This is a genomic window from Promicromonospora vindobonensis (assembly GCF_042685865.1).
Lineage (GTDB): Bacteria > Actinomycetota > Actinomycetes > Actinomycetales > Cellulomonadaceae > Promicromonospora > Promicromonospora vindobonensis.
On sequence record NZ_JBHUOG010000001.1, the window covers coordinates 2,127,697 to 2,149,016 of the forward strand.

Genomic DNA, 21,320 nt, shown 5'->3' on the forward strand with positions numbered 1-21,320 from the left:
GCCCTGCATGGTCCGCTGCGCCATCCGGACCCGTATTTCATACAGCGTCAATAGCGAGTACATTCGCGGTCATGGACTATGACGTCTTGGTGATCGGGTCAGGCTTCGGCGGCAGCGTTGCCGCCCTCCGCCTGACCGAAAAGGGGTACCGGGTCGGCGTGCTCGAGGCGGGCCGCAGGTACGAGGACCACGAGTTCGCCAAGAACTCCTGGCACCTCAAGCAGTTCCTGTGGGCGCCGGCGCTCGGCTGCTACGGGATCCAGCGGGTGCGACTGCTGCGCAACGTCCTGTGCCTGACGGGCGCGGGCGTCGGCGGCGGATCTCTGGTCTACGCCAACACCTTGTACCGGCCCCTCGACCCGTTCTACGCGGATCACGCGTGGTCCCACATCACCGACTGGAAGTCGGAGCTCGCGCCGTACTACGACCAGGCGGAGCGCATGCTCGGCGTCGTCCAGTACCACGGCCGGTCCCCCGCCGACGCGATCATCCGAGGCGTCGCAGAGGACATGGGAGTGAGCCACACGTTCCGGCCCACGCGTGTGGGGGTCTACTTCGGGCCGGGCGGCGCCGAGGACCCGGCGCCCGGCTGCCGTGCCGCCGACCCGTACTTCGGCGGTGCTGGACCGGAGCGCAGCGGCTGCACCGAGTGCGGCGAGTGCATGACCGGCTGCCGGCACGGCGCCAAGAACACTCTGGTCAAGAACTACCTCTACCTCGCGGAACGCGGGGGCGCGGTGGTCCACCCGCTCACGACGGCCGACGTCGTACGACCGCTGCCCGACGGCGGCTACGAGATCCGTACGCACCGCACCGGCAGGAGATGGGGCGGCAGACAGCGGTTCACCGCACGTCAGGTCGTGTTCGGCGCAGGCACCCTCGGCACGCAGCGCCTGCTGCACGCCATGAAGGACACCGGGACGCTGCCGCGCCTGTCGGAACGCCTCGGGCATCTCACGCGCACCAACTCGGAGGCGCTGCTCGGTGCGATGACGCACAAGGTCGGCACGACGGACTACTCACGCGGTGTCGCCATCACCTCGTCGTTCTACCCGAGCGAGAGCACGCACATCGAGCCCGTGCGCTACGGCCACGGCTCCAACGTCATGGCCGCGCTCCAGCACATCCTGGTCGACGGCGGGCCGTTCCGGTTCCTCCGGTGGTTCGGCGAGATGGGCAAGAACCTCAGGTCGCTCCCCGTGCTGCTCGACTGGCGCCGCTGGTCGGAGCGGACGATCATCGCCCTGGTCATGCAGGCACAGGACAACTCCCTGACCACCGTCACCAGGCGGGCGCTCTTCGGCCGGTTCATGACGTCCACGCAGGGCACCGGAGCCCCGAACCCGAGCTGGATCCCCGAGGGACACGACGCCGCGCGCCGCATCGCCGACAAGATGGGCGACGAGGGTGTCGAAGGCATCGCCGGCGGCACCATCGGGGACCCGTTCAACATCCCACTGACCGCGCACATCCTGGGTGGCTGCGCCATCGGGTCCGACGTCGACAGCGGGGTGGTCGACCCCTACCTGCGGGTGTTCGGCCACGAGGGCCTGCACGTCATGGACGGCGCGGCGGTGACCGCCAACCTCGGGGTCAACCCCTCGCTCACCATCACGGCGCAGGCCGAGCGCGCGTGCGCGCTGTGGCCCAACGTGGGCGAGCCGGACTCACGTCCGGTCCTCGGGGCGGGCTACAGGGCCGTGGAACCGGTGCGCCCCACCGCTCCGGTCGTGCCGGAGGCAGCACCCGCCGCACTGCGCCTGCCCATCGTCGGCATCACCTGACCGCTGTCCTCGGGGCGGACACGACGATGGCTGGAACCCGGGTCGGGTTCCAGCCATCGTCGTACGTACCGCCGGCGGAGGGCGAGGGATTCGAACCCCCGGTGGGTTGCCCCACAACGGTTTTCAAGACCGTCACATTAGGCCGCTCTGTCAGCCCTCCTCGCCGCGTCGGACCCGCCATGCAACAGGCAGGACGACGCGGCCACACAGTCTAGCCTCTGCCCGGACAGCGACGGCGGGCCGCCCTCAGGGTGGCCCGCCGTCCGCGGAGTACTGGAGAGTGACTCAGCCCTGCGCCTGCGCGCCGGACCGGAGCTGCCGCATCGCGAGCTGGACCAGCGCGATGAGAGTCTGCTTCGTCGCCGCGCGGGAGCGTGCGTCGGTGTAGAGCATCGGCACGTGCGAGGGGATCTGCAGCGCCTCGCGCACGTCCTCGAGCCGGTGCTTGGCCACGCCGTCGAAGCAGTTCACGCCCACGACGAACGGGATGTTGCGCGACTCGAAGTAGTCGATCGCCGGGAAGCACTGCTCCAGGCGGTCGGTGTCGACCAGGACGACGGCACCGATCGCACCGCGCACCAGGTCGTCCCACATGAAGAGGAAGCGGTCCTGGCCCGGGGTACCGAACAGGTAGAGCCACAGGTTGCCCGGAAGCTCCACGCGACCGAAGTCCATGGCCACCGTCGTGGTGGTCTTGCGGTCGGTGACCCCACCGGCGTCGTCGACGCCCACCGAGTGCTCCGTCATGGCAGCCTCGGTGTTCAGCGGTTCGACGTCGGAGATCGACCCGATGAACGTCGTCTTGCCCACGGCGAAGCCGCCCGCGACGACGATCTTGACGACAGTCGGCGCAGTGCGCTCGGCAGCGGGCTGTGCGCCCGGGGCCGCCTGTGCGCCGGCGTTACCGGTCGGAGCCTGCTGCATCACCGGCGGTGCCGGTTGCGCCTGCGCCGGGCGTGACGCCTGTGCGGTGGGCGCTGGAGCCCCACCGCCGCCACCCAGCACGCTCTGGCGCGCAGGCGTGTTCGAGCTAGCGGTCGCAGTGCCGGCGTTACCCGACACCGGGGCCCAGTTGGGACCGCTGCGGGCCCCGCCGTCAGAGGGCGGAAATGCCATTCAGAACACTCTCCAAGACGCTCAGCGACAGGCCCGAGTTCGAGCTGCCGTGGCCTGTGTGGACGTTAACCGGTGTCGAGGTGTGCACGGTGACGTGCCCTTCCTCCTGCATGTCCGACACAAGAATCCGGACGACACCAAGGGGCAGCCGCAAGAGGGCTGAGAGCTCGGCGATCGACACGTACGTGTGCGCGGCGTGCTGGAGGATCGCGCGCTTCTCGGGCGGCAACCCGAAACTGCTGACCGCGCCGGGCAGAACCTCCACGAGGGCCTCGAGCGGCAGGTCGGACAACTCCGACCGGACCCGGCCTCCGGTGACCGCGTAGGGGCGCACGGTGGACGTCTCACGGACTTCCCCATGTCCCTGGGAACCGAAAGGTGCGTACGTCATGGTCGAGTCCTCATCCCACGCTGGCGGCTCGGGTCTGCCCATCGACCGGGAGGCTGCCACGCATCTCCGAGATCAGCTGCGGCGTGAGCGTGGCCTCGGTGCGGGACACCAGGAGAGCCATCTCGTAGCCGATAAGACCGATATCGCACGTAGCCTCCGCGACCACGCCGAGCACGGACCCGTTCGAGACGTTCATCAGAAAAAGGAAGCCATTGTCCATCTCGATGATTGCCTGACGGACATTACCGCCGTTGAGCTGCCGAGAAGCTCCACGCGTAAGGCTTGACATACCCGAAACGATCGCCGCGAGCTGGTCGCCGCTGGTGCGGTCCAGCTGGTCGGACATCGCCATGAGCAGGCCGTCCGCCGACACGACCAGCGTGTGCCGGCTGCCGGGAACCGTACGCACGAAGTTGTCGAGCAGCCACCCGAAATTCGTTGCTTCGGTGCTGAGGGTCACTCTCTGTTCCTCCTAGTCAGAATCCACAGACGCGCTTGTCACCGCGACTGCGGCGCTGAGTCAGGGACATGATTCACGGTCGAGGGTGCCCACGTCGAGTCCCCATCGCCCTTCTTGCCGTTCTCGTGGTCCGATCCGCTCCCGTCCACGGATTCCGACCGGCCACGTGCGGTGGCCGACTGGAACGCCGAGAGTCGTGAGCGGAGCTGCTCGGGATCACGGTCAATGCGAGCTGAGAGGCGCTCGACGGTGGGATCCGCCCCGGTGCCGGAGGCACCGCGAGTGCGGCGGGTCAGACCGCCGCCCACAACCTCGGTGTTGACGGCCGCCGGACGGTACGAGTCGTTCTCTTTCACATCATCTTCCTGAAAAGCCCCTCGGCGAAGGAGGCTCGTCATCTCCTCGTAGAGAACCGCCGAAGCGGTCCACTCCGACCGAGCCTCCACCGAGTCCCGCACGTACTCCGGGTCCAGCGGATCCTTCCCGTCGCCGTCCGTACCGGCCGCCCGCTTGGCGAGCGGTGCCGGCGAGCCGTACGTGGGGTCGTACACAGCACCCGTCGGGTACGGCTCGCTGAACTCGCGAGCGGGAGCCTCGAAGGACTGCTGCGCGGTCGTCATCGGCACGGCCTGGGTGGCCGGGCTCGAGGCGAACGAGGTGGGCACCTGCTCAGGAGCCGGCGCGGGAGCCGGCGCTGCTGCGCGCGGCGCCGCGTCGACGAACGGGTTGCTGCCCTGAGCCGGCGCGGGAGCCGGGTTCGGCACGGGCACGGTGCCCCCGGCGGGAGCGTTCGGCACGGCAGGCATCGCCGACGTCAGCGACTCCTGAACCGCCCGCTGGTAGCCCTCCTGGTAACCCCGCTGATATGTCGGGTCCGCAAGAGGCTGGGCGGGAGCCGGAGCCGGCTGGGGCCGTGCGGGAGCCTGGGTCGGGAAAGTACCCGTCATCGGCCTCGTCGGCTGCGGGGCGGGAGCGCCCTGCGACGGGCCGCTCGGCGCCTGGAAGTCCTGCAGACCGTTCGGGACCTGGAAGTCCTGCGGCGGGCCGGCAGGTGCCTGGAAGTTCTGTGCCTGGAAGCTCTGCGTCTCCGCGTTCGGCGCAGTGGGGGCACTCGGTGCACCGAAGCTCGGCACACCGGCGACGGGCCCGCTCACCGTCTGGATGGGACGCGAGGCCGGGCGCTCCTGCGGCTGGTAGGCACGCAGCTCGCCGGTGGCGGGCTGACCCGGCCTGCGGCCGAACAGGCCGCGCTTCTGCTGGGCCGGCTTGGCACCCTGCTGGGTGCCCGAGCCGGTCGAGCGGCGGCTCGGGAGATCCGCCATGAGCTCCTCGAACGCGGGCAGCGCCTCGAAGGACGAGTCGGGTCCTTCCGGAGCGTCTGCCCCGAAGCCCTCCGACTGCCCGTCGTCGCCCCGCCTCGGACCGCCGTAGCTCTGCTGCGGTCCGCCGAAGCTCCGGGCGGACGCCGGTGCGTGGGACGACTGATCGCCATTCCCAGCCGGGAACCGCATCACGTCGGTGTCGGACATGCCCGGCAGGGCCGCCGGGTCCTGCGTGATCGGGTCGAGCTGCAGCGACTGTGTGCCGCCGCCGTCGACCGGGTCGATCGTGTTCAGCGAACGGAAGCTCGAGAACAGGGCGCTGCGCTGGTCGACGTCCACCGCGGCAGGCGTGGTGTCCTCGAAGACCGGCGCGACCGGCTCCTCCGGCTGCGGCGCACGCTGGCGGCTCGGGAGCGAGCTGCCCTCGGACACGTTCGCCGGCGGTGCCCAGGCGTTGTCGTCACCCTGGTACTCCTGCGGGAGCGACGGCGTCTGGATCTCCGGCAGCACGATCGAGCCGGTGGGCGTCGTCTCCGCCGTCGGCTGCGCAGCCGTCGAGCTGCGGCGTCGGGCCAGGCCGAGCGCCGTCGTGCCGTCCGTCAGGGCGTTGATGTCGACCTGCTGCGCGGCGGGCGCAGGCTGCGCCGCGAAGGCGGCAGCGGCAATCTGCGACGTACCGGTCGGGACCGGCATGCCGCTCTGCTGCGGGAAGGAGGTCGTGGCGGGCGAAGCCGCGGTGACGGCGGGCGAGCCGAAGCCGTTGGTGGGCGCACCAGCGCCCCGCATCGCTCCGGTGCCCGGACCTGTAGCAAGACCGCCGTTGAACTGCGAGGCGGCCGCCTGCGTGTTGGCCTCCAGCGGGTCCGTCGGCATCGGTAGCGGCATCGCGTTGTCCGGCATGAACAGCACCGCGGGGAAGCGGACCGTCACCTCGGTGCCGGTGCCACCCTCGCCGACGCCGAACTCCACCAGGGCACCGAGCCGGTCCGACAGGCGGCCGACCACGTAGAGGCCGAGGCGCTGGGCGCCGACGGCGTCCGACGCGGCGTGGCTGAGCACCTTGCGGTTCGCCTCGGCCACCTCGTCGGGGTTCATGCCCAGGCCGTGGTCACGGACGACGACGGTGACGAACTGCTCGTCACGAGCCGTCGTGACCTCGACCGGCGTGTGCGGCTCGGAGAACATCGTCGCGTTCTCGAGGAGCTCGGCCAGCAGGTGCGCGGCGTTCAGCGCGTTGTGCCCCAGCATCATCGGGTCGACCACGAGGTTCAGACGCACGCGGTCGTACAGCTCGATCTCGGAGGACGCCGTACGGATGACGTCGGAGACCGGCATGGGCTGGCGCACGCGACGGCCGGAGTCGATGCCTGCGAGAACCAGGAGGGACTCGGCGTTGCGCCGCATCCGGGTCGCGAGGTGGTCGAGGCGGAACAGGTTCGACAGCGTCGACGGGTCCTCCTCGGACCGCTCCAGGTCGTCGAGGAACGCGAGCTGGCGGTTGAGGAGCACCTGGTCACGCCGGGCCACGTTGACGAACATCTCGGCGATGGAGCCTCGGAGGGCTGCCTGTTCGCGAGCTACGTCGATGGTTGTTCGGTTGACGTCGTTGAACGCCGCGGCCAGCTGGCCGATCTCGTCCGACGACTCGACGGTGATCGGGTCGAGGTCGATGCTCGGGCCCTGTCCGGGGACCGACACCTGCTCCACCAGGGTGGGGAGGCGGTCACGGACCACGCCGGCGGCCTGGGTGAGGCGGCGCAGCGGGGAGACCAGACGACGAGCGATGACGAGCGCCGTGATGATCGAGAAGCCGAGGGCCGCGATCGCGATGCCACCGGTGAGGTAGGCGCGGTTCGCGGCGACGTCGGCCTGCTCCTGCGCGAAGCCCGCGGCATCCTGACGGACCGCGTCGCGGACGATGCGGCCTTCCTCCACCCACTTGGCGGACTCGCCCTCGAAGGCGTCGACCTGCGCCCCCTGGATGGCGTCGAGCTGGCCCCGCGCCATGTAGCCGCGGACCGTGCCGAGGACGCCGTCCATGACGGGCACCTGGTAGTCACCGGGGATGCGGTCGTAGAGGTCCTGCGTCTCGTCCCACTGGCGGTCGCCGAGGTTCACCAGGTCCGCCGCACGGAGCGACATCGTCCTGGCAGCTTCCGCCTTCTGCGGGTGGTTGTGGAAGATCCCGAGCGCCAGGGCGACGACAGGGCGCTCGTAGGTGTTCGTCAGCATGAGCTGGTCCATCGAGTGGTACGCCTCGAGCCGGGTACCCAGCTCACGGTCCTCCGACGTGTCGGCGATGGCGTCCATCACCTCGAGAGCTCCGTCGATGTAGCCGCCGTACGCATCCGTCGCCGCCTGCTCGGTGAGCCGTCCGTCAGCGACCTTCTTCTGCACGTCGGTGATGGCAGCGCGGTCCTCGATGGTCTCTGCCACGGCGGTCTTGACGCGCTGGTCGAGCATCGAGATGTCGATGTCGAGGAGAGCCTCGTCGCGCTCGTCGAGAGCCTTGATCGTCTGCGCCTGAGCGGCCGGCTTCGCCCACTTGGGGCTGCCGTCCTTGTTGGTCGCCTGGGTGACGCCGTCGTCCTCCATCTCCGGCACGCCCTGCAACAGGGCGGTACGGGCCAGGCTGCCTCTCTCGGTGTCGTCGATCATCGCAACGATGTTGTACGACCGCTCCTGCGCGAACGTCGTTCCTGCCTCGTCCTGGTACTCCAGCGCGGCGACGAGATCACTCGTCTGCTGCGCGCGCATCGCGTCGACCACCGACAGACCGATGATGTACGCCGCCGCGATGACCAGGACGATGGCAGGCGTGACCAGTGTCGCAAGAACTTTCCCGCGCACTCCCAACCTGCGGAACATGCGTACCTCTCTCCATCACTGATCCGGAAGGGGGTGGCGTGCGTCGTGCCCGCCGAACGCCCCTCGGTGCTGCGTACAAGTTACCGGCACCCGGTTTCCGCTGTCCCTCGTGAGGCCACACGGAAGTAGGCTTCATCGATGTGCGAGCCGTCACGATATCCGGACCGGGCCCATCAGGGAAACTCTCCGTTTCATCCCTGAATCCACCGATTGCTGGCCAAAGGGACGTGGTGATCACCGTCGCCGCTGCCGGAGTGAACCGTGCTGACCTGCTCCAACGCGCCGGATACTACCCCCCTCCGGCGGGTGCCCCCGACTGGCCGGGTCTTGAGATATCGGGAACTGTGAGGCGTGTCGGACCCGGCGTGTCGCGCTGGCGCGCCGGAGACCGGGTCACCGCCCTGCTCGAAGGTGGAGGTTACGCGGAGGAAGTAGTGGTCCGCGAGTCCCAGGTTCTGCCGGTTCCCGACGGTGTCGACCTGGTCGACGCCGCAGCGCTTCCCGAGGCCGCGTGCACGGTCTGGAACAACGTCGTCGACGTCGGGCGACTGCAGCCCGGCGAGTGGGTGCTGGTCCATGGCGGGTCCGGCGGCATCGGCACCATCGCGATCCAGATCGCCCGAGCGCTCGGCGCGCACGTGGCGACCACCGCCGGCGGGCCGGAGCGCACCGCGCGGTGCGCGGCGCTCGGAGCCGACCTGGTCATCGACCACCGGGAACAGGACTTCGTGGACGAGGTGCGGCGGGCGACGGACGGCCGCGGCGCCGACGTCGTGCTCGACCTGCTGGGCGGAGGTGCCCTCGGCGACAACGTCCGCGCACTCGCCAGGGGTGGCCGCCTTGTCGTGATCGGTATGCAGCAGGGGCGGCGCGGCGAGCTCGACCTCAGCGATCTCCTCGCCCGGCGGGGGACCGTCACCGGCACGCTCCTCAGGTCGCGACCGGCGGACGAGAAGGCGCGCATCGTCGCCGACACCGAGCAGCACGTGTGGCCGCTGGTGGCGGACGGGCGAGTGCGGCCGGTGGTGCACGCCCGCATCCCGTTCGCCGAGGCGCAGTCGGCGCACGAGCTGCTGGAGTCCGGCGAGGCCTTCGGCAAAGTCCTCCTGGTGCCCTGATCAACCCGTGCCTATATATAGGCATGGCCGACAATTTCGTTCCCGCGCGATCGCTGCCATGCGAACGACGGGCAATCCGGGCAAGACTGGGGTCATGACCGACGAGCGAGCCAACCCCCAGCCCGACGAGCGACGCGAGGACCACTCCGGCCACCGCGAGCGACCCGACGACGGAACCACCACCGCCCACCCGCAGGTGGTCACCCCCGACGGCGCCGCCGTACCGTCGGACCGCACGCCAGAGGGCGCTGACGACGAGGACGAGATGAACGAGGCCGAGGCCGTGGTGGGCCAGGTCGAGGAGCCGGCCAAGGTCATGCGTATCGGCGGCATGGTCAAGCGGTTGCTCGACGAGGTCCGCGACGCCCCGCTGGACGAGGCAGCACGTTCGCGCCTCGCCGAGATCCACGAGCGATCGATCCACGAGCTCGAGGACGGGCTCTCCCCCGACCTCGTCGACGAGCTGCACCGGATCACGCTGCCGTTCTCGGACGACTCCGCACCGTCCGAGGCGGAGCTCCGGGTGGCTCAGGCACAGCTGGTGGGGTGGCTGGAAGGCCTGTTCCACGGCATCCAGACGGCGCTGGTGGCACAGCAGATGGCCGCTCAGGCACAGCTCTCGCAGATGCGCCGTGCGTTGCCGCCAGGCACCGGAACCTTCGGCCCTGGCGGACCGGGCGGACCGGGCGGACCCACCCTGCCAGGCGGCCAGGACGACGAGTCGGGCGGCGAGCGCCGGACCCCCGGCCAGTACCTCTGACCCGGGGCGACGAGCGAGCGCTCCGGGCCCGGCCCCGGCGGTAGGGCCTGGAACCTCAGAGGTCGGAGGGGTCTACCAGAAAGCCATCCTCGTCGGCGATCTCGCCTCCAGCGGCGGCGTGGATGGCGCCGGCGAGCCGGGCCACCAGCTCCGCCGCGCGCTTACGCGCGACTCGTAGCTCCATGGACGGGAACTCCCGCTGCGACTCCACGAGGTCGTGCGGCTCCCAGTGCACCCAGTAGCGCACCGCGCCCTGCTCGGCCCACGGCAGGCCGCGCAGCAGGCGTGGCAGCTTTTCCTCGCCGCTGATCTCCACCGAGACGATCCCGTCGACGCCGAGCTCCACGACCAGGCCGTACCCGTCCAGGACACGCGGACCGGTGAGCGCCTTGATGTCGTAGTCGTCGGCGGCCGCGTGGAGCTTCTTGCGCAGCTCGGGGTCCAGGGGGTCGCCGGGGAACAGGGGCTTCTCTGCGATGCCGTCGGGCGGTCCGCCCCACTCCTGGCCGTCCATGTGCAGGCGGGCGCGGGGATGAACCTTCTGCAGGATCGTGTGGGCGGCCTGGGGGTCGAGCCAGACGTCGGAGTACACGGTCATGTCGATGGCGGCCCCTGCGTCCGGGGTGAGCACGACGCCGGCGCCCGGCTTCGCCGTCGGGCCGGCAGCGTTGGCTGCGTCCCACAGACCACCCACGTCCAGGCGGAGCGACCCGCCGAGGCGGCGCGCCACCGAGACGAGCCACTCGACGAGGCGGCGCTCCTCGCGCTCGGGCATGCCAGCGGCAAAGGCCCGCCCGATGCCGTCGCGGTCGCCGGCAGGGAACGGCGGCTCGCCACGCTCCCGGTGGCAGACGACGTCGAAGGCCATCGCGGCGCCCGGCGGCACACCGAGGTCGAAACCCACGCCGCCGGGTAGGTACGGCCCGTTGATCACGGCGTGCCGCGAGACGCGCAGCACACCGACCTCCTTGCCCTGCGCGCGCCGGCCCTGCGGGGCTCCCGCTACGTTGCCAGGGAGGATCCCCGCAGGCACCACGTCCCAACGGGTGGCGGAGAACCGGGAGAGTGCGAGGACCTCTATCTCGTCCAGCTCCACGTCGCCAGGCACGGTCAGGACGTGTCGTGCCTGGTGCGCCTGCGCAACCGTGCGCGGCAAGAGCGGGAGCTGGGGAGCGGCCATCGGGGTCCCTTCGAACGGCGGGTGCCCGGTCCGCGCCGGGCACCCGGGAGCCTACCGCCCGGCGAACCCCCTCAGCGGCCCCGTCCGGCCCATGCGATCACACCTCGGTGCGGTGAAAGTTCTTCGCGGAGCGCGACGCCGTCGGGCCGCGCTGGCCCTGGTAGCGGGAGCCGTACAGGTCCGACCCGTACGGGTGCTCGGACGCCGACGACAGCCGGAAGAAGCACAGCTGCCCGATCTTCATACCCGGCCAGAGCTTGATCGGCAGGGTCGCGACGTTGCTCAGCTCGAGCGTCACGTGTCCGCTGAAGCCCGGGTCGATGAAGCCGGCCGTCGAGTGCGTGAGCAGGCCCAGCCGGCCCAGGGAGGACTTGCCCTCGAGGCGGGCGGCGACGTCGTCGGGCAGGGTGACGGCCTCGAACGTGTTGCCGAGCACGAACTCGCCGGGGTGCAGCACGAACGCGTCACCGTTGTCCGCCTCCACGAGGCGGGTCAGCTCGGGCTGGTCCTCCGCCGGGTCGATGAACGGGTACTTGTGGTTGTCGAAGAGCCGGAAGTACCGGTCAAGACGCACGTCGATGCTCGACGGCTGGAGCATCGACGGTTCGTACGGGTCGAGGACTACGCGGTCGGCCTCGAGCTCGGCACGGATATCGCGGTCGGAGAGGAGCACCCCGATACGGTACTGGGCGCTACGGGGCGGTGCCGCCCCGTAGCGGGGTGGCACCGCGACGTCATCGCGTGACCGTCACCACTGCAGCGGCTTGTGCTTCGAGTCCACCGACCAGTACCCCTTGCGCATCACGAGGTACAGGATGCCCTCGATGGCTCCCCAGATCGCCGGCACGAACCATGCCTGCCCCAGGGACACCGCGGTGATGAGCAGCATGATCCAGCCCAGGCCCTTGTAGCCCAGGTAGAACCGGTGCGCGCCGACGACGCCGAGCAGGATCCCGAGCAGGCCGGCCGTGATGCGGGACTTGCGGCCAGGCACGTGCTCCACCGGCGGCGTGGGGCGGTCGTAGTCGTACTGCTGCTGGTAGTTCGCTGGGCCCGCCCCCGAGGACTTGCCGACCGGGGTCCTCGGCGTCTTCAGGGCGCGCGTGTCACCCGGCGGGGGTGGCGGGGGCTTCGGCGGGCTGGACGGCCGCGGGGGCAGCCGCTTGGTCTCCTGGTAGATCGGCTCGGTCGGCTTCTCGCTGGGGTGCTCGGTCACTGCTGCTCCGGCTGCTCGGCGACACTCGCTCCGAAACCCGGTTCGGGCATCCGGGCGAGGTTGGGTATGATCGGGTCGCACGCCAGGTTCACGGGCGCTGTTGCGGAACCCTAGCGGGATTCTCAAACAGCAGATACCCGGCAGAACCGGACGATGCGGGTGTAGTTCAATGGTAGAACTTCAGCTTCCCAAGCTGATAGCGCGGGTTCGATTCCCGTCACCCGCTCCACAGGGCTCCGCCCCAGGTCAGAGGAGGTTTCCTGACCTGGGGCGGAGCCGTTTCCACGGGGAGCCTCGCGGGCTCGGGCCCCAAACCGGCCCCAACGCGCCACCAGTGCGGGGGTGGTCGACGGATCTCGGCGACGACCCCGTCGAAACCAGACCGGCTACGCAACGAGTGGCAGAACACTTGGTCGTACCCTTTGAACATGTCGGAGGGCACGAAGGATGCCGTATCTAAGGCTGCAGCGGCAGGCCTCGGGGCGCTGGCTGGCGCGGCGGTTGCCGGGCCTGCTGGAGCCGTGCTGGGCGCAACAGCGGGCTCGATGCTTGAACCGGTCATGAGGCGAGTCTGGGACGAACTGGCGTCCGACTCCCAAGCATCGGCCGAACAGGTGCTCGTTGAGGCCAGCTCGTACAGCGACAAGACACCCGACGAGTTTGCGGACAGCATCCGCCAAGATGAAGTGCGGCGCCTACTCGGCGGCATAGCGTTCGCCGCCGGGTCGAAGACCCGCAACAAGGACAAGATCCGCGGGCTCGGCAGGGCACTAGCGGACGGAGTCCTAGCCGATGACGATGCCCGTCTCGACGAGACCCATCTGATCCTCGGAGCTATGGATGATCTAGAAGCCCCCCACATCACTGTGCTCGACTTTCTCGTCAACTATTATCCCGGCAGGGTCTGGCAGGGCGAACAGACGCAGCCCCCCAGGCGCGTCAAGGACGATTCGAGCACGCATGGGCGTCCAGATACCCGCCCCCGCTGGAAGGTGTTCGAGCTTGAGTTCGCTCGGCCTGGTTTCCGTGGATCCCTCCAGAGCTTGCTCGGCACGCTACAGCGCCACGGCTTGGCGGTACCCGAACAAGACGTCAAGAACGTGCTGGACCGCTATCAGAGGGACGCCAAGACAGCAGCCATGTTGAGCTTGAACTCCACTGGGCCCGGGCCCAGTGAGGCTAAGTTCAGGACAGAGAACCTGGAGACGCGGTGGAGCGCGACGGGACTCGGTGCGCATGTCCTGAACTACATTCTCGCCGAGCAGCCCACAGAGCCTGAGGCATAGGTCGACCGTCACCCGCATGGTCGCGATCAGCACGACACGGCGCCACTCCAGGGCGGCGACATTAGGTGCCGTAGCGCTTGCTCACCTCTGCCGGGACTCGGCATTCCTGGCAAAGCGCAGCAACTTCCGGTTCATCATTTCCACCGCCGCTGATGGTGGCCTCGAAGCTCTCGAACGACGGTCGCCGCCAGTTGGAGGGACCCCACCCACTCCCCTTGTCCAGGATGCGAACGGGCTCGGTGAGGCCGCACTGAGGACAGCGGAGCGTGATGGTGACGGAATCGGTTGTACCCACCACATCAGGCTACCCAGGTACCTACGGCTGCGTCCCAGCGTTGGACAGCACTTCACCCCAGGCCAAGTTCGACCTGAGGTGAAGCCGTGCGGCATGCCGTTGCGGACGGACCTATGGCTCCTGTGCTGACGCTCGCAACGCGCCACCAAGGTGATCGGCGATCTTCCGGTCAGCCTCGCGGTTGCGGTGCTGGTAGATCAGCGCCGCGTTCATTGAGTCGTGCCCCATCCTGGCCATGAGGTCACGGGTCGAAGCGCCCGACGATGCCGCGAGCATGTTGCCCGTGTGCCGCAGGTCGTGGAAGTGGAGTCCAGGGAAGCCGATCGACGAAACCCCCTTCCTCCACCCGGTGAGCTTCTCGAACCCGCCACGCCGTATCGGCCGTGCCGTACCTGTCGTGAACAGGAGCGCGTCGGGTCGGTCTGCTACGAACGCCTCCAAGTGCTCGCTGAGCAAGTCCAAGAACTCACGCGGCACCGCGATGTCACGGACCCCCGCAGCAGACTTCACAGGCCCCTCGGTGAGTCCTTCCCCGGTGACCTCCAGGAACTGGCGCTCAACCCGGATCATGCGCCGGCCGAGGTCCACGTCACGACGACGGAGCGCTGTTACTTCACCGAACCGGAGCGAGGCGATCGCGGCCGTGAGGATGAACATCCGGTACCGCTTGTCCGGCATCACATCCATGAGCCGCTGAACCTGGTCCAGCGAGAGGTGGGGTCGTTCGGCAGCCTTCTCCTGATCGGCGCCCTTGATCCGGCATGGGTTCTTGCGGAGCAGCTCGTCCTCTCGGACCGCTGTCCATAGGATCGCCCGGAGCAGGCGGTACGCCTTCGCGACCATGCCCGGACTCACTCCGTCGGCGGCCAGGCGAACGCGCCACTGCCGGACCATCGGTGTGGTGATGTTCCCGAGGGTGACGTCACCGAGGTAGGGCGTGATGTGCTTTGCCAGCGTCCACTTGTAGAGCTGCACCGTGCGGGGCCTGAGCCCGGCGCGTTCCGTGATCCAGCGCTCGGCATAGTCCTGCAACCGGATCTTCAGGTCCTCCGGGGCCACCCATTCGCCGCGCATGATGTCGGCGCGGATGAGGGCGAGGTAGGCCTCTGCCTCGCCCTGGTCCTCGAAGGTGCGCGGGGCGTTGTGCCGCTTGCCGTCCGGCCCGTAGTACCGGACCTGGAAGCGACCCGACTGCCTCTGCCGGATAGATCCAGTCCCGTAGAAGCGCTTCTGCCTGTCCTTTGTCGTCTTGGTCATCTCAGCCTGCCTTCCTCAGATCAGCCCAGACGTCGGATGCCGTGATCGGCGTGACGCGCGTGGCCTCGATGTACTCGTTCAGGTCGTCTCGGGTGAACCGCACGCTTCGCCCGAGTCGGCAGAACCCAACGCGCCGCTCAGCAACGAGACGGCGCACGTGCCGGGCACTCATTCGTAAGAAGTCGGCGGCTTCCTCGATCGTCATGAGGCCATCCATCGGTCATCCTCCGTGGGCAGATCGGGCAGGTTCTCTAGCGGTTTCGGGGTGGGGTGAGCCGTCCCAGCCGTCCCAGCCGTCCCACTCGGGTAACGGCGCAGGTCAGGAGGGGTAAATGGGTGGGACGGCTTGAGGTATTCGAGCCGTCCCAGAGCCGTCCCATCCCGAAGTGGGACGGCTCTGGGACGGCTTGCTTTTCTAAGCCGTCCCACCGAAAAGGTGGGCCTGACCTGCGGTTTCGTTGGTGTGGGACGGCTGGGACGGCTGGGACGGCTTCCCCCCTCCCGCTGTGCTGTCGTGGGTGGTTTCGGGCGTGCAGTAGCGGGCCCAGGCGTCGGTGAAGTCGGCGCGGGTGTAACCCTTGGCCTGCCCGGTCTGCAGGCGCAGGTTGCGGGAGGTGATGTCGAACTCGCGCAGCAGGTTGCCCAGCCGCACCGGGGTCAGCCCGTTGGGTCCGTAGGTCGCCCATGGAGCCTCGGGGTCGGCCTTGAGACGGTCCAGCAGGGCCACGGACGGCAGCGCCTCGGCGTCCCCGAACGCGGCCCGGCAGTCGGCCAGCAGACGGGTTTGGGTGGACTGCTTGGCGTTCGCGTCGCGGGTCTCGGTCAGCGCGAGCGTGGCGGCGCGGGCGGCCTCGGGCCAGTGCCCGCCGGCGAGGTCAGCGACAGCGACCAGGGGTTCCCAGGTGTCGGCGGCGCGGTCCTCAACGGGCATGTCCGGGGTGGCGAGCTCCAGGTCTCGCAGGTTGGCCCGGACCCACTGGTGCAGCCGGGAACGCAGGCGGTCCAGGGCCGGCGCGTCACGCCGGGACCGGAACGGGGCCACGGACTCCCCCGGTGCGCGGCGACGCATCCGGATCACGACCGCGCGGTCCTCGATGGTGTCGGGCATCGCCCCGATACCGGCCAGGGCAGCCATGGCGAACGTCTCGATGGGCTCGACGGCGTTAGCCGCCGCGTTGTACCGCAGGGCGGGGCGGCCGCGCTGGTGCCCGGCGTTGAGCAGGCCGCGTAGGTCCTCGTTGTCTCCGGCTTTGGGGCCGAAGATCGTGTCTGCCTCGTCCAGCAGCAGCGTGGGCGGGTCAGAGGGCAGCAGGCCGATGGACCGGTAGACGGCCGACGGTGAGGCGTTCACGGTCATCAGGGGCCGGTTGGACATGGACTCGGTGATGTCCAGCAGGCGCGACTTCCCGCAGCGCTTCTCCGGGGCACGGATGACCAGCCGCGGGGCGTGGGTCCAGGCTGGCATGGCGTGCGTGGCGGCGACCCACAGGACCACACCGGTCATGGCGTGCTCGTCGGGCAGGATCACGTACCGGGCCAGGGCGGCGCGGACCTCGTCCAGCAGGGCGGCACCATTGGTAGGTGCGTCGCCGTCGGGCAGCTCGGGCTGCACGTGGCTCGTGGTGGCAGTCATGGCAGGTTCCCTTCGTCAGGCCGCGAGGGCGGTGTGCTGGGCGGTGGTGCTGTGGTGCTCGCCGGTAATGGCGGCGGCGAGGGTCGCGATGAGGTCGCGGGCGGCGGGGGGTGTGACGGCGTTGCCGGCGAGGCGGACCTGTTCGCGGCGGTTGCCGACCATGACGTACTCACCGGGGAAGGCCATGCCTTGCTTGACCTCGGAGGGCTCGAGCATCCGGAAGGTGCAGTCGTCCACGGCAGCCTCGGCGGCGGCGAGGTCGCCGGGCGTGAGGATCGACTGGTGCCCCGCCGTGGTCAGGGTCCGTAGCGGCTCACCGACCGGGGTGGTCATCTCGGCGTCGCCGCGGTTGTTCCGCATGACCAGGGCGTAGGCGTCACGGGTGTGCAGGGTCCGCAGCGCCTCGGTGGTGGGTCGGGCGTCGTCGTTCCACGTCCCTCCCGCCGGGGTCACCAGCCCGTGGTGGTTCCCCGACGCGGTGACCGTGGACAGCGGGTCGGTGGTGGAGCGGGCGGTGGAGCCACCGCCGCGCAGCTCGGCGATGAACGGGGCCACCATCGCGGTCTCCAGGCGTGTGGTCTGGGTGCGCAGCGGCTGTCCCATGGGCTGGGCGGTCTTGCCGTCGCGGCCCTCGACGGGGATGGCGAGGGCCTTGGACTCGATGGTGTGCAGCGTCTTGAGGACATCGGCGGTGGACCAAGCCCGGTAGTAGGCGTTCGGGTCGCCGTGGGAGACGTGCTTGGGGTCGGCGGCGTCATAGGTGTTGCCTCCAGCTTCGAGGTGGAACGGCGACCAGTACCGCGCGATCCCGGCCGCGATCCGGCGACGGGTCTTGTCCGCCAGCGGCTTGAACCCCAGCGACTCCCGGTCCCCGATCCGCATCCCCGGAAGGGTCCAGTCGATGACCGACGCGGCGGGGAGCCAGGCGGGTTCCACGATGGCGTTACGGCACCTTGTGTTGGGGCAGCGGTAGAGGTACTGCGACCGGTACCGGCCCGGACGGTCGGTGCCGTCCTTGCCGTTCTTCCACCACTGCCGGGCCTGCACCACGGAGTCGCAGGTGGGGCAGTACGCGGCCGGGCGAAGCATGGGTTCGAAGTCGGGGGCGCGTTCCCCGGCGCGCCAGAACGTGATGTAGACGCGGTCGCGGGACTGCGGGGCGGGCATGCCGCCGTGGGAGGCGTGCATGCTGTTGAGGGAGATGATCCGGTGCTGGTAGCCCATGACGTGCATGGCGGACAGCCAGGCGTCGAACAGGCCGCCGCGGATGCCGGTCGGGCTGGACCAGTCGGCGACCTCGACGACGTTCTCGACGATGATCGCGCGGTAGTTGTGGGCCTCGGTGAACCGGACGACGTCCCACATCGTCGCGCGGGATCGCTGGGTGGCCTCGTCCGGGAGGACGTCGCCGAACAGGTCCGGTTGGGTGTGCAGCTTGCGGCCCTTGGCGCGGGAGTGGTTCGTGCACTCCGGCGACGCCCACAGCAGGTCCGTGGTGGGCACGTAGCGCGGGTCGGTGTTGGAGATGTCGGCCTGGAGATGATCGGTGGTGGGGTGGTTCTCGTTGTGCGTGGCGATGGCCTTGTCCCAGTGGTTCGCCGCCAGGCGCACGCTCACGCCGGGAACGGACACAGCTCCGGTGGAGCTGCCGCCGGCGCCGCAGAACAGGTCGGTCATGGTCAGGTTGCTCATCAGCAGCTCTCCTCGTCGTCGTCGTCCAGCTCGTCGTTCAGGTCGTCCAGGCACGTGGTCCCGTCCCAGGGGTCGACGTCGTCGGGGTCGTCGTCCCACGGGCCTCGGTTCCACATGTCGTGGCATCCGGCGCACACGTGGTCGCCGACGTGGTCGGCCGGTTCGAGGCAGTCGTGCGGGCCGTTGCTCGCCCCGCAGTGCCGCGGGGTCGTGAGGTTGGTGCTCATGGCGGTGTCCTCTCCGTGGAGCGGTGTCCGGGCGGGGTCAGGCGATGCGGTGCCAGGTGGCGACCGGGTCGGTGTGCTCGTCGTCGAACATGGGCGCTCCGTCGATGACCTCCGAGGGCGACCAGGCGAACACCTCGACGACGCGCGTGTAGGGGCGCTCGATCCGCGGGAAGATCCGCCACAGCAGCGTGGTGCGGCGGGTCAGGACGGTGTCCAGGTCGACGACGGCGCTGGTGTGGCCCTCGATGTGCACGGCGCGCACGGGGTAGGTCCCGGGCTGGATCTCGCAGGCCTCGGACCGGCCGGACTGTCCGTCGTTCGGCGGGTAGTAGGCCCAGCTCTTGAACGGGCGGTGGACGACGAGCACGAACTCCTCGACGTGGCGGACAGGTCGTGCCGGCACGACGGCCAGGCGGCGGGTGGTGTTCCTCATGACGGTGTCTCCCTCGGTGTCGGTCAGGCGGCAGTGCGCAGGGCGCGGGCTGCGGCCGGGGCGGGCCAGGTGGCCAGACACTCGGTCCGTGTCGGCAGCGGCTTGGCCTCGCCCCAGGGCAGGGGGCGGGCGAGGTTCGGGCGGATCGCATCGGACATGGCGCGGTAGGCGCGGAACCTCGCGGCGGCCTCGTCGTCGGCCAGGTCGCGGCCTACGGGGATGCCGTCGGCGTGCCCGACGGCGTACCCCTCGGCGAACCCGGCCGTGCGGCCGTCGTGGTGGCCGACGTTGTGGCCGGTGTCGTAGCCGTGCAGCCACGCGGCGATGACCTGACGGCTGTAGGTGCGTGGTGTGGTGGTCATGGCGGGTCTCCGTTCCTGGTGTGCGGCCTGTTTTTGGCATGGCGGGGGTAGGGGCACGGCGGGTAGCGGTAGCGGCCCGCCGTGCCCTCAGCGGTGCGTGTGGTGGGGCTTTCGGAGTGCGCCGCGTCGGGGCGCTACCCCGCTACTTCGTTGGAATCCCGCCGTTTTCGGCGGTAGCGGGGCCGCTACCGGTAGCGGGCCTCCCGCTACCGTTTGCCGCGCTGGGCAGGGCCTCGGCGGGGGTGGTGGTGGTGGCTACCTCGGTGGGCGCCGGTCCGAGGGCGATCCGGGCCATGAGCGAGACCAGCGCGGCGGTGAACGCGGTCACGGTGACCACGGCGGCCACCTCACCGACGACTGGCACCCCGAGGGCCGTGGCGGCGACGGTGACGCCCATGGCGGCGACGAACACGGTGGCGGTGCGGCGGGTGGCGCGCTCGACGGCGGCCACGAGCTGCCGGGCGTCGCGGACCAGGTCGGCGTACTCGGTCGGGCTGAGGTTGTCGTTGCGGTTCACGGTTCCTCCTGCGGGTGGCGGGTGGTGCAGGACTGGTGAGATAGGCCAGTAGCGCTCGGGCGGCTCCCTCGGCTCCAGGTTGCTCGCACGTTCCGACAGCCATGCCGGATGCAATGGCCGAATGTGGGGTTTTCGGCTCGGCTTCCAGCGCTTCGAGCGCGGGATCCGGGTTGGAGGTTCGTATCTCCGCAGGTGAGGGCTTTCGGCCGCATCGGAATGGCTAGTTGAAGTTGTTGAGTTACGGGGCACCCCCGATCTCCTCGAACACGGACCGCTCCCGGGCGGCGCGCTGGAAGATGGCGACATGTCACGCCGCCTCGGTGTCCGTGGCCGTGGTGGCGTCCGTGTCCGCAGGGCGGGCGTCGGACAGCAGGCGGCGGGCGGTCCGGTCGGTCACGTGGTGCCCGGCGTCGGCCAGGGCAACCAGGGCGTCGCGGGCGGTGGCGTCCGGGTTGGTGTCCAGCACCCCGGACACGATGTCCAGGCGGGCGGCCCGGTCACCGTTCGACACCGGGCGGACAGTCCGGTTCGACTTTGGTCGGACGGTGGCCCGGACACGGGACGTGGTCTGTCCGGCCGCCGGGGTGGCGGACAGGCGGTCACTGTCCGTGACGATGTCCGCCAGCTCGGCCCGGACAGCGTCTGCCGCCTTGTCCTCGTAGTCCGGCCCAGACACGACCGGCCCGGCGACGAACCCGGCGACGCGGTTGTTGGCCTCGACGTGCAGGCGGGCCACGTCGGTCACGGCGTCGGCGACGGCGGACAGCGAGTCCATCCACTCGCCGGTCTGTGTCCGCATCTGTGCCGGAGGTACGGACTTGAGCGCGACCGCCCGGGCGGCCCGTCGGCGGGCCTCGGCCTTGGCGATGGCACGGCGGGCGGCGGGGGTGCCGTCGTCGGCGGCGTGTGCCCGGACAGCGTCCTCCGTGGTCAGGAACAGGGCGTGCATCCGCATGGACTGCCGCATCCCGGACCAGGACGCGCCGGACGCGAGGTGGCGGTCACCGATCAGGGCGAGGTGCCACATCAGGGCGGCCAGCAGCGGCACGATGAACCGGAACGCGACCGCGCCGGCCGGGTGGCCCATGTAGACCTCATGGATCGCGGCGAACACCCCGGACGCGGACGACAGCGCCCACGTGAGCGTGAGCAGCGTGCCACCGGGCCGGTTGTCCCGTGCAGCCTCACGAGCCAGCAGCGCCACGGTCACGAGCGACAGCTCGAACACGCCGGCCGTGGTGTACGCGGTGGCCGCGTCCATCCCGAGGACGTCGGTACCGAACCCGACCATCGCCAGGTAGGCGGACGCGGTGGAGATCAGGGCGACGGAGACGGCTCCGGTCAGGACCAGGCGACGCGAGCCGCCGGGCCGGGTGGTGGTGTGATCGGTGGTGCTCATGGTG

General features: G+C 69.8%; 20 protein-coding genes and 2 tRNA genes. 5 read left to right on the plus strand and 17 right to left on the minus strand.

Annotated elements, in window-relative coordinates:
* The first annotated feature begins 71 nt into the window (after nt 1-71).
* A complete protein-coding gene (locus ACFS27_RS09660) occupies nt 72-1,784 on the plus strand; it encodes a GMC oxidoreductase (RefSeq protein ID WP_377182332.1) in 1,713 nt (570 codons plus the stop codon).
* A gap of 75 nt (nt 1,785-1,859) precedes the next feature.
* Here ACFS27_RS09660 and ACFS27_RS09665 read toward each other — a convergent pair.
* The 5 genes from ACFS27_RS09665 to ACFS27_RS09685 all read right to left on the minus strand — a co-directional run bounded on the left by ACFS27_RS09665 (nt 1,860) and on the right by ACFS27_RS09685 (nt 7,941).
* Nucleotides 1,860-1,944, minus strand: a tRNA-Ser gene (locus ACFS27_RS09665).
* Between the two features lie 125 nt (nt 1,945-2,069).
* Nucleotides 2,070-2,708, minus strand: coding sequence for a GTP-binding protein (locus ACFS27_RS09670; RefSeq protein ID WP_301313119.1), 639 nt, complete (start codon nt 2,706-2,708; stop codon nt 2,070-2,072).
* Nucleotides 2,709-2,880: 172 nt separating this feature from the next.
* A complete protein-coding gene (locus ACFS27_RS09675; RefSeq protein WP_377182334.1) occupies nt 2,881-3,291 on the minus strand; it encodes a DUF742 domain-containing protein in 411 nt (136 codons plus the stop codon).
* 10 nt (nt 3,292-3,301) lie between these two features.
* On the minus strand, nt 3,302-3,751 hold the full coding sequence (locus tag ACFS27_RS09680; RefSeq protein ID WP_020017525.1) for a roadblock/LC7 domain-containing protein: 450 nt from the start codon (nt 3,749-3,751) through the stop codon (nt 3,302-3,304).
* A 38-nt stretch (nt 3,752-3,789) separates the two neighbouring features.
* A complete protein-coding gene (locus ACFS27_RS09685; protein ID WP_377182336.1) occupies nt 3,790-7,941 on the minus strand; it encodes an ATP-binding protein in 4,152 nt (1,383 codons plus the stop codon).
* A gap of 140 nt (nt 7,942-8,081) precedes the next feature.
* Between ACFS27_RS09685 and ACFS27_RS09690 the strand changes: the two genes are divergently transcribed.
* Together ACFS27_RS09690 and ACFS27_RS09695 are read left to right on the plus strand one after the other, a co-directional pair.
* On the plus strand, nt 8,082-9,059 hold the full coding sequence (locus ACFS27_RS09690; RefSeq protein ID WP_377182338.1) for an NAD(P)H-quinone oxidoreductase: 978 nt from the start codon (nt 8,082-8,084) through the stop codon (nt 9,057-9,059).
* 94 nt (nt 9,060-9,153) lie between these two features.
* Entirely contained in the window at nt 9,154-9,819 is a 666-nt protein-coding gene (locus ACFS27_RS09695) for a bacterial proteasome activator family protein (RefSeq protein ID WP_377182340.1), read from the plus strand.
* A gap of 55 nt (nt 9,820-9,874) precedes the next feature.
* On the opposite strand, the gene ACFS27_RS09700 is transcribed toward ACFS27_RS09695, so the two are convergent.
* The 3 genes from ACFS27_RS09700 to ACFS27_RS09710 all read right to left on the minus strand — a co-directional run bounded on the left by ACFS27_RS09700 (nt 9,875) and on the right by ACFS27_RS09710 (nt 12,215).
* Complete coding sequence (locus ACFS27_RS09700; RefSeq protein ID WP_377182342.1) at nt 9,875-10,999, minus strand: hypothetical protein; 1,125 nt, start codon at nt 10,997-10,999, stop codon at nt 9,875-9,877.
* A 97-nt stretch (nt 11,000-11,096) separates the two neighbouring features.
* On the minus strand, nt 11,097-11,672 hold the full coding sequence (gene dcd / locus ACFS27_RS09705) for a dCTP deaminase (RefSeq protein ID WP_377182344.1): 576 nt from the start codon (nt 11,670-11,672) through the stop codon (nt 11,097-11,099).
* A 75-nt stretch (nt 11,673-11,747) separates the two neighbouring features.
* Nucleotides 11,748-12,215: a TM2 domain-containing protein gene (locus ACFS27_RS09710; RefSeq protein WP_377182346.1), complete on the minus strand. Its 468-nt coding sequence runs from the start codon at nt 12,213-12,215 to the stop codon at nt 11,748-11,750.
* A 155-nt stretch (nt 12,216-12,370) separates the two neighbouring features.
* Here ACFS27_RS09710 and ACFS27_RS09715 point away from each other — a divergent pair.
* Both ACFS27_RS09715 and ACFS27_RS09720 read left to right on the plus strand, forming a co-directional pair.
* Nucleotides 12,371-12,444: transfer RNA gene (locus ACFS27_RS09715), tRNA-Gly, on the plus strand.
* A gap of 199 nt (nt 12,445-12,643) precedes the next feature.
* Nucleotides 12,644-13,501, plus strand: a complete 858-nt coding sequence (locus ACFS27_RS09720) for a hypothetical protein (RefSeq protein ID WP_377182348.1) — start codon at nt 12,644-12,646, stop codon at nt 13,499-13,501.
* 406 nt (nt 13,502-13,907) lie between these two features.
* On the opposite strand, the gene ACFS27_RS09725 is transcribed toward ACFS27_RS09720, so the two are convergent.
* From ACFS27_RS09725 to ACFS27_RS09765, 9 genes are all read right to left on the minus strand, one after another.
* Nucleotides 13,908-15,053 carry a tyrosine-type recombinase/integrase gene (locus tag ACFS27_RS09725; protein ID WP_377182350.1) on the minus strand — a complete coding sequence of 382 codons (1,146 nt, stop codon included), beginning with the start codon at nt 15,051-15,053 and terminating at the stop codon, nt 13,908-13,910.
* Nucleotide 15,054: 1 nt separating this feature from the next.
* On the minus strand, nt 15,055-15,258 hold the full coding sequence (locus ACFS27_RS09730) for a helix-turn-helix domain-containing protein (protein WP_377182352.1): 204 nt from the start codon (nt 15,256-15,258) through the stop codon (nt 15,055-15,057).
* 210 nt (nt 15,259-15,468) lie between these two features.
* The gene (locus ACFS27_RS09735; protein WP_377182354.1) at nt 15,469-16,686 is read right to left on the minus strand and encodes a DUF3631 domain-containing protein; all 1,218 of its coding nucleotides are present in this window, start codon (nt 16,684-16,686) and stop codon (nt 15,469-15,471) included.
* 15 nt (nt 16,687-16,701) lie between these two features.
* The gene (locus tag ACFS27_RS09740; RefSeq protein WP_377182356.1) at nt 16,702-18,378 is read right to left on the minus strand and encodes a DNA cytosine methyltransferase; all 1,677 of its coding nucleotides are present in this window, start codon (nt 18,376-18,378) and stop codon (nt 16,702-16,704) included.
* Entirely contained in the window at nt 18,378-18,605 is a 228-nt protein-coding gene (locus ACFS27_RS09745; RefSeq protein ID WP_377182358.1) for a hypothetical protein, read from the minus strand. Before ACFS27_RS09745 ends, ACFS27_RS09740 begins: the two co-directional genes overlap by 1 nt.
* A gap of 37 nt (nt 18,606-18,642) precedes the next feature.
* The gene (locus ACFS27_RS09750) at nt 18,643-19,038 is read right to left on the minus strand and encodes a hypothetical protein (RefSeq protein ID WP_377182360.1); all 396 of its coding nucleotides are present in this window, start codon (nt 19,036-19,038) and stop codon (nt 18,643-18,645) included.
* Between the two features lie 23 nt (nt 19,039-19,061).
* The gene (locus ACFS27_RS09755) at nt 19,062-19,400 is read right to left on the minus strand and encodes a hypothetical protein (protein WP_377182362.1); all 339 of its coding nucleotides are present in this window, start codon (nt 19,398-19,400) and stop codon (nt 19,062-19,064) included.
* Nucleotides 19,401-19,542: 142 nt separating this feature from the next.
* Nucleotides 19,543-19,917, minus strand: a complete 375-nt coding sequence (locus ACFS27_RS09760) for a hypothetical protein (RefSeq protein WP_377182364.1) — start codon at nt 19,915-19,917, stop codon at nt 19,543-19,545.
* A gap of 307 nt (nt 19,918-20,224) precedes the next feature.
* On the minus strand, nt 20,225-21,316 hold the full coding sequence (locus tag ACFS27_RS09765; protein ID WP_377182366.1) for a hypothetical protein: 1,092 nt from the start codon (nt 21,314-21,316) through the stop codon (nt 20,225-20,227).
* Nucleotides 21,317-21,320 lie beyond the last annotated feature (4 nt).